Below are 12341 nucleotides of genomic sequence, written 5' to 3'. Positions count from 1 at the left end.
GGCCGGGGAGGCGTCAGCTGCCGGGCGTGTGCGATGTCGACTGCTGCTGCCGCGGCGCGTCGTAGGGGTAGAAACCGCGGCCGGACTTCCTGCCGAGCAGGCCCCCTTCGACCAGCCTCAGCAGCAGCGTGGGCGGCGCGTAGTGGGGCTCCTTCGATTCCTCGTACATGGCCTGGGCGGCCGCGAGGACGGTGTCGAGCCCGATCAGGTCGGCGAGCCGGAGCGGCCCCATCGGATGCGAACAGCCGAGCGTCATGCCCTTGTCGATCGTCTCGGCGGTGGCGAACCCGGAGTCGACCATCCGGATCGCGGAGAGCAGATACGGGAAGAGGACGGCGTTCACGACGAAACCCGCCCGGTCGGGCGCCTTGATCACCGTCTTGCCGAGGGTCCCCGACACGAAGGACTCGGCGCGGGCGCTGACCGCGGAATCCGTCAGCACCGAGTCGACGATCTCGACGAGCGGCAGCACGGGCACCGGATTGAAGAAGTGGACGCCGACGACCCGGTCCGGCCGGGTGGTGGCCCGGGCGAGCCTGACGATCGGGATGGAGGAGGTGATGGAGGCGAGGATCGTCTCCGGGTCGTCGACGATCTTGTCGAGTTCCGCGAAGATCTGGAGCTTGAGCGGCTCGTCCTCCGACACGGCCTCGATGACCAGCTGACGGTCGTACAGCGCTCCCCTGTCGGTGGTGAAGGACACCCGCCGTAGCGCTTCCTCGCCCTGCTCCCTGCTGATCCTTCCCTTGTCGACCGCGCGGCCCAGGGAGCGCTCCAGCCTGCGGGGGCCCGTCTCCAGCGAGGCTTCCGAGGAGACGGCCACGATCACGTCCCGGCCGGCCTTCCCGCAGACCTCGGCGACACCGGCGCCCATGATGCCGCTGCCGACCACACCGATCCGGGTGATCTCCTCCGTCATGCCGTCACCCACCAGCGCAGCAGCGACGTACCCATGGACATGCCGCCGCCGAACCCGCAGAGCAGGACGAGATCGCCCTTCCCGAGCGCCCCCGACCTGTTCGCGTCGTCGAGGGCGACAGGCACCGACGCGCTGCCCACGTTGCCGTACTTGCGCAGGGTGCGATGGATGGTGGCCCGGGTGAGCCCCGCCCGTTGGACCACCTCGTCGAGCATCACGCCGTTGGCCTGGTGCGGTATGAAGTGGTCGACCTGGTCGAGGGTGACACCGGCGCGTTCCGCCAGCGCCGTCAGGGCGGGCGGCACGAACTCGTTGACGAAGTCGCGTACGCCGCGGCCGTCCATCCGGAAGAAGTGGCCGCCCTCGGCGACGGTGCGGTCCGAGGCCGGGTTCCTGCTGCCGCCCGCCTCCACCCTGATCAGCTCATGGGCGTCGCCACGGCTGGCGAGGTCGGTCTCGGTGATCCCGTACGGGTCTGGGACCCGGCCGACGACCACGGCTCCGGCGCCGTCGCCGAGCAGAACGGCCGTACTACGGTCGTCGAAGTCGAGGATGCGCGAGTAGAGATCCGCGCCGATGACGAGTGCCAGGCTGCCGGGGCGCCGTTCCGTCAGACCGCGGGCCACTTCCAGGGCGTAGACGAAGCCGCTGCACACCACGTTTATGTCGAAGCAGGCGGCATTGAAGGCGCCGACCATGTCCTGCACCAGGTACGAGGTGGGCGGCTGCGGGAAGTCGCCGGTGGACGTCGACACGATCAGGTAGTCGATCCGGTCCGCGGTCAGACCCGCCTGGTGCAGCGCCTCGTTCGCGGCGTGTGCGGCCAGGTCGGAGGTCGCTTCGTCGGGGGACGCGTAACGGCGCGACACGATCTGTGTCTTGCGCTCGATCCATTCCGCGGTGACACCGACCCTCCGCGCCACCTCTTCGTTACCTACCTCCTCCTTCGGCAGGTAGGACCCGGTCGAGAGTATTCCGATGCGGTTCGCCGCCATGTCTCACACAGCCCTTTCCCCGGACCGCAGCGGGTTGAGCCGCTCGGCGCCGATGGCGGCACGCTTCTCCGGGTCGGTGACACCGAGTCCTTCGTCGGGTGCCAGGCACAGCACCCCGACCTTTCCGACATGGCCGTTCCGTTGGACGAGCCGAGCGGCCTCACCGACCTCGGTCAGCGGATACAGCGCGGAGAGCACCGGGGAGATGTGGCCGAGCCGGACCAGGCGGTTGCATTCCCACTGTTCCTGGAGATTCGCCGCGTGACTTCCGACAATGCGCTTGAGGTTCATCCACAGATAGCGGTTGTCGAACTCGTGCTGATATCCCGTACTGGAACCGCAGGTGACGACCACGCCGCCGCGTCGCACCACGAAGACGGAGATGCCGAACGTCGCCCTGCCCACGAAGTCGAAGACCACATGGGGGTCTTCGCCGAGCGCGGACCGAATGGCACGGCCGAGCCGTTTGCCGAGTTCCGTCGTGCGCTCGGGACTCGGCGGCTCGTCACTGTCGAGACCGATCTCCTCGCGGTTGATCACCACATCGCAGCCGAGGGAGCGCAGCAGCCGCGCCTTGCGCTCCGAGCCGACGACCCCGACCGGGATGCCGCCCGCGTTCTTCACCATCTGTACGGCGAACGAACCCAGTCCACCGGTGGCTCCCCAGATCAGCACGATGTCGCCCTGCTTGATCCGGGCACCCTTGTCGCTCACCAGCATCCGGTAGGAAGTGGCCGCGCACAGCATCACGCCGGCGGCTTCCTCCCAGGTCAGATGGGCCGGCTTGGAGAGCAGCTGACTGGCTCGGACGACGGCGTAGTGGGCCAGGCCCCCGAAGTTCGTCTCGTAGCCCCATGCGCGCTGGCCGGCCCCCATCATCCCGTCGGCGTGCGTCGCCGGTTCCTGGTCGTCCACCTGGATGCAGGTCACGACCACGTGGTCGCCGGGCTGCCAGCGACGCACGGCGGAACCGACCCTGACTATGACTCCGGCGGCGTCCGAGCCCACCACGTGGTACGGCAGATCGTGCCGGGACGCCCAGCCGCCTTCCCTGCCCAGTCGTTTCAGGAAGTCGAAGGTCGGCAGGGGTTCGAAGGTCGCCGACCACACCGTGTTGTAGTTGATGGAACTGGCCATCACGGCCACCACCACTTCGTCGGGCGCGAGTTGCGGCATCGGGACCCGACCGACGTGTAGCGATTTCCGTACATCCTTGTCCTTGACGCCTGCGAACATTCCGGAGTCCTCCACCCGGATGTACGCCGCCGGATAACTCTCGGGCAGTGGCGTTGCCTCTATCGTCTCCCGATCGGCTCCGCCCAGCAGAACCTCGGCCAACGCGTCCATTCCTATGTCTCCTTCAGGGGGGTGGGCGGAAGCTGTTCGAGCAGCGCCCCGACGGACCGGTCCTCGCCTGTGGCGACAGCGGTCAGCAGGGTTTCGAGCGTCTCCCTGAGGTGTTGGACGGTGCCGTCCCGGAAGTACCCCGCGTAGTGGTTGAGGTTGACCAGCAGGGACCCCCGCCAAAAGGCCACCTCGACCCGTAGCGGGTGTTCTGTCTGGTTGAGGAATTCCACCGGCTCCGCACCGAGCACCCGCTGGAATCGCTCGAAGTTCTCCTCGAACTCAGGGAAGTTCTCCTGGACCACATAGCTGTCGAAGAGGTCGGAGGACGGTGTCTGCCCGGCCAGTTCGTACAGGCGTTGCGGGGGCAGGTACTCGTACTGGCTGATCGTCTGGATCTTTCGCTGGAGCAGCTCCAGCCAGCCGGAGACGGGCATCGCGGGGTCGATCGGGACGCGTACCGGAAGGATGTTGAAGAACTGTCCGACCGAGCGTTCGACGTCGACCTGGGCGGTGCCCCGGCCCGAGAACACGGCGCCGAAGACGACTTCCGGTGCACCGGTGACGGCGCCGAGCAGCAGTGCCCAGCAGCCCTGCACCACGGTCTGCACCGTGAGGTCGAAGCGGCGGGCGAGCCCGGTCAGAGCGGCCGTCTGCGCGACGGACAGCGGGATGCTCTCCTGGAGGTAGGGGCATCCGGGGTCGGGCCGCCGCTCGGACGCGGGCAGCGCGATCCGCCACGAGGACATGTCGCCGCCGGTGAGCTGCGAGCGCCAGAACTCCTCGGCCTCCGTGGTGTCCCGTTGCCGCTGCGCCACGCAGAACGCGCCGAACCCGGTGTCGGGTGTGCCGGCCTTGGGGGTGTCGCCGGCCGCGATCGCCTCGTACGCGTCGAGCTGTTCCTTCATCACGACCATGTAGCTCCAGCCGTCGTGCTCGGCGAGGCTGAACAGGTACACGTACTCGTAGACGTGCTCGCTCAGTCGGAAGAGTGCCAGGCTCATCTGGAGCGGGGCCTCGGGGTCGAACCCGCGGCGACGCCGGTCGGCGATGTATGCCTGTACGCGCCTCTCCTGCTCGACGGGCTGAACCGCGCGCCAGTCGTGCTCGTCGACGCTCACCGTTACGCCCGGGCGTACCGCCTGGAGCGGATGGCCGTCCACGGTCACATGGCTGGTCCGCAGCGCGGGGAACCGGTCGACGGTGTGCTGCCAGCTCCGCCGCAGCGTTTCGGGGCTGAAGTGCTCGCCGGTGACGCGGAAGCGGTGGTGGATGACGTTGCCGCCGGACTCCCGGGTCTCGCGGATGCGGCGGTGGATGTGTGCCTGGGTGCCCGTCGCCGGGTAGACGTCCGAGGCGTCCGGGAACCGTTCCCGTACGCGCCGTACCAGGTCCGGCTCGGTCCGTTCGTACGACCGGGTTGGGTCCGCGGCGTCGCCGAGGGTGCTCTCCCGGGAGGCGGCGAGTTCCGCCAGGGCCCCGATGGTCTTGCTTCGGAAGACGTCCTGCGGGGTGAGCGAGAGGCCGCGGGCCGCGGCCCTGCTCACGACGCGGATGGCGAGCAGGGAGTCGCCGCCCATGGCGAAGAAGCTGCTGGTCGTGCCGACCTCGTTCGTGCCGAGCACGTCCGCCCAGATCTCGGTGAGTATCGCCTCTTCGGGCGTACGAGGTGCGGTGAGCCCGTCCGCGGGCAGGGCCGTGCGCCGGGGCAGGGGCAGGGCGCGCCGGTCCAGCTTGCCGTTGGCATCCGTCGGCAGGTCCGGGAGCGCCACGATCGCTGACGGGATCATGAACTCCGGGAGCCGGTCCCGCAGGAAGCCGTCGGCCTCCTCGGTCAGCCGACGGCTGATCTCGTTGAGCAACGGGTTGCTGATGTACTGCCATGGCGAGCGCAGGGACGCGTCCGGATCCGCCCAGCCTTCGGCCGGGGCGGCTCCGGGACGGTGCAGCACGACGCGATAGCGGCCGGTCGTCGTGCCCGGGCGCCAGCCGATGGTGGCGTGGTAGCCGTGGGCGTCGGCGAGCCGCCACCATTCCTCGGGCTCCGTGGCGTCGTGCTCGGGCTCCGGTGACAGGGCGTCGACGGGGGTCGTGCCGTCGGCGGCGTCGGCGGCCGCCCGGAAGGCGTTGATCGAGGCGACGCGGGCGTTGGGCACGTCGTCGACGATCAGCACGTCGGGGCGCTCGGTGCGAAGAACCTCGGCCGTGTCGGCGGGAGAGGTGGCACCGGACAGCCGCCGCGGCTCGACGCGGGCGTCGTCCGCGGTGGCCGGGCCTGTCTCCGGCGCCGGGGCCTCGCCCACGCGCAGGACGACGTCGTAGCGGTACCGGGTCAGCTCATTGTGGAAGTCTCCTCGCTTGAGCAGGACGTCCACGCGTGAGATGCCCGGAATCTCGCGGGAGATCGCCAGGAAGAACTCGGGGTCGAGAGCGAGTTCCTGTTCCTGCGCGACGCGCTGCTCCGCCCGGGCCCGCAGCCGTTCCACCGAGAGCCCCGGTTCCGCCCGGGCCAGTTCCACCTCGGTGTGAAAGGCCTCCAGCAGGCTCAGACTGCGCAGGTCGCCCAGATAGATCGCGCCGCCGGGGCGCAGTCGGGCGGCCGCGGCGGTGAGTACGCCGCGCAGGTAGGACGGGTCGGGGAAGTACTGCACGACGGAGTTGAGCAGGACGAGGTCGAACTCCTGCTCCTCCAGGGCGCCGATGTCGTGGGCGGCGGCCGGGAACAGCCGTACCCGCGACTGGGACGGCAGGGTGGGGAGCAGGTGCGTCCCGATGTAGTCGACGGCCGTCGGCGACACGTCGGTGCCCCAGTAGAGCTTGGTGTGCGGGGCGATCCGGGAGAGGAGCAGGCCCGTACCGCAGCCGATCTCCAGCACCCTTTCCGGGGTGCACTCCAGTACACGCTCCACCGTGCTGTCGACCCACAGCCGCATTTCCTCGGCGGGCAGCGGTTCGCCCGTGTAACTGCTGTTCCAGCCGACGATGTTGAAGTCGGCGTCGCTCGTCCCCTCCTCGTCGGTGCCGTACGTGCGGTCGAAGACCTGGCTCCATTCGTCGACCTGGGCCGTGACCAGCTCGGGTTCCCGGCCCCAGGTGTCGTCCGTGTGGGGTACGACGTATCCCACGAGCTGCTCGTGACTGTCCTCGCCGTGAAGCCGGCGCGGGACCACCACGGCTTCGCGGACCGCGGGGTGCTCTTCGAGGGCGCGCTCGATCTCGCCGGGCTCGATGCGGAGCCCGCGTATCTTGACCTGGAAGTCGGTGCGCCCCAGGTAGACGATGTTTCCGTCCGGCTGGTAGCAGGCGAGGTCTCCCGTCCGGTAGAGCCTGCCGCCGGCCGAGAACGGGTCGGGCACGAACCGCTCCTCGGTGAGTGCGGGCCGGTTGAGGTAACCGCGGGCGACCTGGACGCCGCCGATGAACAGCTCGCCGGTGACCCCGATCGGGACCGGGTTCATGGCCGGGTCGAGGATGTGGACGGCGGTGTTGGCGACGGGCCTGCCGATGGGAACCGTGGTGGACGACGGTTCGCGGGGCACCGTCCAGTGGGTGACGTCGATCGCCGCTTCGGTGGGCCCGTACAGGTTGTGCAGGTGGCTGTCGGGCAGCCGGTCGAAGAACCGCCGTGTCAGCGAGTAGGACAGTGCCTCGCCGCTGGTGAACACGCGCCGCACGGACTCGCAGCCCGTCACGCCGGGTTCCTCCAGGAAGACCTGGAGCATGGAGGGGACGAAGTGGAGGACGCTGACGTGCTGGCGGCTGATCAGCTCGGCCAGGTACCGGGCGTCCCGGTGTCCCCCGGGGCGGGCCAGCAGCAGTCGGGCCCCGGTCAGGAGCGGCCAGAAGAACTCCCAGACGGACACGTCGAAGCTGAAGGGTGTCTTCTGCAGTACGCGGTCTTCCGGGGTCAGACCGTATTTCTCCTGCATCCACAGGATCCGGTTGCGAACGGCCCGATGGCTGATCATCGCGGCCTTCGGCTGCCCCGTGGAGCCGGAGGTGTAGATGAGGTACGCCAGGTCGTCGGGGCCTGTCGGCAGGTCGGGGCGGGAGGTGGGTTCCTTCTCCAGTCCGCTGTCGGGGGCGTCGAGGCACAGTACGTCGGCCTCGTGCGGCGGCAGGGAGTCCAGGAGCGCCCGCTGGGTGAGCAGGATCCGCGGCGCCGCGTCGTCGAGCATGAACGCCCGCCTGCCGGCCGGGTAGTCGGGGTCGACGGGGAGGTAGGCGCCACCGGCCTTGAGGATGCCGAGGAGCCCGATCACCAGCTCGGGCGACCGCTCGACGGAGATCGCGACGGGTTCGTCCCGGCGCACCCCCATCCGCACCAGCCGGTGGGCCAACTGGTTGGCCCGGCTGTCGAGTTCGGCGTAGGTGAGGGTGTGGCCCTGTTCCGGGCCGGGCTCGGCGTCGCCGTCGGCCGCCGTCTCCCCGGGGCCGGTGGTGTCCTCGCTCCAGAGGGCGGTCGCCTCGGGGAACCGGTCCGCCATCTCCTCGAAGAGGTGGTGCAGGGTTTCGCCCGGCCGGTCGGAGTAGTCCCGTTCGGTGCGGTTCCACTCCAGTTGTTCAGCGCGTTCCTCAAGGGAGAGGACGGGCAGTTCGGAGACGCGGTCCCCCGGGCTGTCGACGACGGCGTCGAGCAGCAGCCGGTAGGCGGCGACGATCCGTTCGATCGTGGCGTGGTCGAAGATGTCGGAGTTGTACTCGACTTCGCCACGCAGGCCGTTCTCCTCCTCCGCCAGTGAGATCCACAGGTCGAACTTGCTGGTGTCGTTGCGGAGTTCGCGCCCGCCGGTGAAGACCGTGTCCCGCCTGAAGTCGTCCGGAAGGCGGGGCTGGAGTACGAAGCAGACCTGGAAGAGCGGGTTCATGCTCATGCCCCGCTCGGGGAGCAGCTCGGAGACCAGCAGTTCGAAGGGGACGTCCTGGTGGGCGTAGGCGCTCTTCGCCACGTCGCTCACCCGGGAGAGGACTTCGGGGAAGGTCGGGTCGCCTGCCATGTCCGTCCGGAGCACCACCGTGTTGGCGAAGAACCCGAGGAGATTCTCGATGTCCGAGTGGTGCCGGCTGGCGACCGGTGTGCCGATGACGATGTCGTCGGAACCGCTGAAGCGGTGCAGGAGGACGTTGAGAGCGGACACCACCGTCATGAACAGGGTGACGCCGTTCTCCCGGGCGATCGCCTCCAGCGAGTCGACCTGGTCCTGGTCCACCCGGAAACTCAGGCTGCCGCCCTCGAAGGACTGGACGGCCGGCCGTGGCCGGTCCATGGGGAGTTCGAGCCCGGAGTTGCCCGTTCCGAGTTGCTCACGCCAGAAGGAGAGTTTCCGCTCCAGGACGGGGCCGCTGAGCCGTTCCCGTTCCCACTGGGTGAAGTCGCGGTACTGCACGGGCAGTTCCGGCAGGCGTACCGGCTCGTCGTGGGTGATCGCCTCGTACGCGGTCTGCAACTCCTTGAGGAGGAGGTAGCCCGAATGTCCGTCGGTGACGATGTGGTGCAGGGTGAACAGGAACCGGTGGGTGCGGGGGGCGAACCGGACGAGGCGGGCGGTGAACAGCGGCCCGTCCGCGAGGTCGAACAGGTGCCGGGCCTGGCTGTGTGCGAGCCGGGCGTACTCCTCCGGCAGTTCGTCCTCGGGCAGGTCGCCCAGGTCCGTCAAGGGCAGCTCCACCGGCAGTCGGTCGTGCACCTGCTGCCAGGGTTCGCCCCCGACGCTGGGGAAGTTGGTGCGCAACACCTCATGCCGCTGGACGATCATCTCCAGGGCCTGCGTCAGGGCGCGCGGGTCCAGTTCTCCTTCGAGGGTGAACTCGAAGGTCGCGTTGTAGGCAGGGCTGCCGGGCACCATCTGGTCCAGGGACCAGAGGCGTTGCTGCTGGAAGGAGAGTGGGACGCGGCCTTCGTCGGACCGTGGCAGCAGTTCCAGTTCGAGGGCGTCGTCGGACCGGGACAGTTCGCGGAGCACGGCCGCGATCGAGGCGGGTGTGGGGTGATCGAAGACGATGGTGGTGGGCAGGCTCAGCCCGGTCGCCTTCGTGAGGTGGTTACGGAGTTCGAGCGCGCTCATGGAGCTGATGCCGAGCTGGACCAGGTTGTCGTCCGGGGCGACGTCCAGGGCCCTGTCGTACCCGAGGACGGCCGCGGCGGCGGCACGTGCGACATCGAGCGGGTCCGCGTCCTTGAGCGGGTCGCCCGGTTGTGGTTCCGCCTTCGCCTGCGGCGTTCCCAGGACGGCCAGGGTACGGGTGAGACTCGCCGACGACCCGCTGTCCGGCGACTGCCCCTGGTCGGGCCCGTCCAGCCAGTACCGTCGGCGTTGGAAGGCGTAGGTCGGCAGGTCGACCAGTCGCCCTCCGGCCAGTTGCCAGTCCACCGGCACGCCCTGCGCGTACGCCTCGGCCGCGGACGTCAGCATCCGGGCCAGGCCTCCCTCGTCCCGGCGCAGTGTGCCGACCGTGCGAACCTCGTCGGGTATGGCGGGGAGGAGCACGGGGTGCGGGCTCGACTCGATGAAGAGGGTGTGGCCCTGTTCCCTGAGGCTTTCGATCGCGGGGCCGAACTTCACGGTTTCGCGTGCGTTGCTGTACCAGTACTCGGCGTCGAGTGCGGACGTGTCCAGCCAGTCGCCGGTGACGGTGGAGAAGAACGGGATCCGCGAGGAGCTGGGGGAAATGCCGGCGAGGGCTTCGACGAGTGGTGCGCGAACCGGTTCGACGTGCGCCGAGTGCGAGGCGTAGCTCGCCGACAGACGGCGCACTCGTGCTCCCGCCGCCTCGTACCGCTTCACCAGCGCGTCCAGCGCCTCGTTGTCCGCGGACACCACGAAGGAGGACGGGCCGTTCACCGCCGCCAACGCGACGTCCGCACCGATCAGTCCGTCGTGCTCGACGACGGCCAGGCCGCCCTTTCCGCCGAGTTCCCGCGCCATGATGCGGCTGCGTACCGCGACGACGCGTGCGGCGTCCTCAAGGGTCAGCGCGCCGGCGACGTACGCGGCGGCGATCTCGCCCTGCGAGTGCCCCACCACCGCCGCCGGCTCGACGCCCAGTGAACGCCACAGCTCCGCCAGCGACACCATCACCGCGAACAGCACCGGCTGGACGACGTCGCTCCGGTCGAGGTCGAGGTCGTCGTCCAGCACGGACCAGTCCACGTGGGGCGCCAGTGCCTCGGCGCAGCGCCGCATGGAGGTGGCGAACACCTCCGACGACTCCAGCAACTCCTTGGCCATGCCCGCCCATTGGGAGCCCTGGCCGGGAAACACGAACACTGTCCTGGGCCGGCCCGTGGCCAGTGCCGACACCACGCCCGAGGCCGGCTCCCCCTTCGCCAGAGCCGCCAGTCTCGGCAGGAACTCCGCATGGCTCTGTCCCAGCACCACCGCGCGATGCGGGAAGGTGCTGCGCGACGTCAGCAGTGAGTGGGCCACGTCGCCGGGCGCCGCTCGGGGCCTGTCCTCGACGAACGACAGCAGGCTGCGGGCCTGGGCACGCAGCGCTTCCTCGGAACGGCCCGACAGGACCCACGGGACGACGGAGGCGGTCCCGGAGCCGGTGGCGGACGGCTCGGCCGCGGCACCGGGCTCGGCGGGCTCCGGACCGCTCCGTCCCTCGCCGGTCTCCTCCGGCGCCTGTTCCAGGATCACGTGCGCGTTGGTCCCGCTGACGCCGAACGACGACACCGCCGACCTGAATGGGTGCCCTGTCACCGGCCAGGGCCTGTGCTCGGTCAGCAGTTCGACGTCTCCCGCGGTCCAGTCCACCTTCGGGGAAGGTGCGTCCACGTGCAGTGTCTTCGGGGCGATGCCGTGCCGCATCGCCTCCACCATCTTGATCACTCCGGCCACTCCGGCAGCGGCCTGGGTGTGTCCGATGTTCGACTTCACCGAGCCGAGCAGCACGGCCCGTTCGGACGTTCGCCCCTGCCCGTAGACGGCCAGGACGGCCTGTGCCTCGATGGGGTCACCGAGCACCGTGCCCGTGCCGTGGGCCTCGATGACGTCGATGTCCTCGGGAGCGAGACCGGCGTTGCGGAGGGCCGTTCGGATCACGCGCTGCTGCGAGGGCCCGTTCGGCGCTGTGAGCCCGCTGCTGGCCCCGTCCTGGTTGACAGCGGTGCCGCGGATCACGGCCAGCACCGGATGGCCCGCACTCCTGGCGTCCGACAGCCGCTCCACGAGCAGCATGCCGACACCCTCCGCCCAGGCGACCCCGTCGGCGGCGGCGGCGAAGGACTTGCAGCGGCCGTCCGGGGCGAGCGCGCCCTGCTGGGTGAGTTCGACGAAGACCTCGGGCCTCGCCAGCACGGTCGCGCCGCCCACCAGCGCCAGCGAGCAGTCCCCTTGGCGCAGCGCCTGGCCCGCCAGGTGCACGGCCACCAGCGAGGAGGAACACGCCGTGTCCACGGTCACCGCCGGGCCTTCGAGGCCGAGGGTGTAGGAGATGCGGCCCGAAGCCACGCTGCCCGCACTGCCGTTGCCGAGGAAACCGGACAGTTCCGCCGGCCCGGTGGGCCACCGCGAACCGTAGTCGCCGTACATCAGTCCGACGAACACTCCGGTCTGGCTGCCCCGCAGGGAGAGCGGGTCGATGCCGGCGCGTTCCACCGCCTCCCAGGAGCACTCCAGCAGCAGGCGCTGCTGGGGGTCCATCGCCAGCGCCTCGCGCGGAGAGATCCCGAAGAAGGGGGCGTCGAAGTCGGCGCAGTCGTGGAGGAATCCGCCTTCTGTCGTCATGGAGCGGTCGCCGACGTCCCAACCGCGGTCGTCGGGGAACGGCGTGATCGCGTCACCGGCGTCGGCGACGAGCCGCCAGAGTTCCTCGGGGCCGGTGATGCCCCCGGGGTACCGGCAGGCCATTCCGACGATCGCCAGGGGTTCGTCGGCCGCCGCCTTCAGGCGCTCGTTCTCGCGGCGCAGACGCTCACTTTCCAGGAGGGAGGTGCGCAGCGCCGCGATGGCACGTTTGTTGGCCGAGAGCGAGGAGGCGGTGGTGCCCGCGTCGGGCCTGGTCTCGGTGGCGCCCTCGTCGGCGCCAGGGGTGGTCGGGGTCATCGGAAAACCTCCAAGCGGTGCCGCTTCACTGCG

At 69.7% G+C, this 12341-nt stretch carries 4 protein-coding genes; all 4 read right to left on the bottom strand.

Going from position 1 to position 12341, the window contains the following annotated elements; all coding sequences use genetic code 11:
• Positions 1–13 precede the first annotated feature (13 nt).
• From OG787_RS42715 to OG787_RS42700, 4 genes are read right to left on the bottom strand one after another with little or no spacing between them, the layout of a single operon-like run.
• Positions 14–919 (bottom strand): 3-hydroxybutyryl-CoA dehydrogenase, encoded by a 906-nt coding sequence (locus OG787_RS42715; protein ID WP_369033847.1) that lies wholly within the window; start codon positions 917–919, stop codon positions 14–16.
• On the bottom strand, positions 916–1914 hold the full coding sequence (locus OG787_RS42710; protein WP_369033846.1) for a 3-oxoacyl-ACP synthase III family protein: 999 nt from the start codon (positions 1912–1914) through the stop codon (positions 916–918). The genes OG787_RS42715 and OG787_RS42710 overlap by 4 nt, the downstream gene beginning before the upstream one ends.
• A gap of 3 nt (positions 1915–1917) precedes the next feature.
• Positions 1918–3261, bottom strand: a complete 1344-nt coding sequence (gene ccrA / locus OG787_RS42705) for a crotonyl-CoA carboxylase/reductase (protein WP_369033845.1) — start codon at positions 3259–3261, stop codon at positions 1918–1920.
• A 2-nt stretch (positions 3262–3263) separates the two neighbouring features.
• Complete coding sequence (locus tag OG787_RS42700; RefSeq protein WP_405538903.1) at positions 3264–12308, bottom strand: amino acid adenylation domain-containing protein; 9045 nt, start codon at positions 12306–12308, stop codon at positions 3264–3266.
• Positions 12309–12341: the final 33 nt, after the last annotated feature.

The organism is Streptomyces sp. NBC_00075 (genome assembly GCF_045041225.1).
Taxonomy (GTDB): domain Bacteria; phylum Actinomycetota; class Actinomycetes; order Streptomycetales; family Streptomycetaceae; genus Streptomyces; species Streptomyces adonidis.
The sequence above is the reverse complement of the archived record's forward strand: the minus strand, read 5'-3'. Positions and strand labels throughout refer to the sequence as shown.

Excerpts from the sequence above, each read along its gene's own strand:
- OG787_RS42715 (WP_369033847.1), bottom strand. The coding sequence starts at position 919 with ATGACGGAGGAGATCACCCGGATCGGTGTGGTCGGCAGCGGCATCATG.
- OG787_RS42710 (WP_369033846.1), bottom strand. The coding sequence starts at position 1,914 with ATGGCGGCGAACCGCATCGGAATACTCTCGACCGGGTCCTACCTGCCG.
- ccrA (WP_369033845.1), bottom strand. The coding sequence starts at position 3,261 with ATGGACGCGTTGGCCGAGGTTCTGCTGGGCGGAGCCGATCGGGAGACG.
- OG787_RS42700 (WP_405538903.1), bottom strand. The coding sequence starts at position 12,308 with ATGACCCCGACCACCCCTGGCGCCGACGAGGGCGCCACCGAGACCAGG.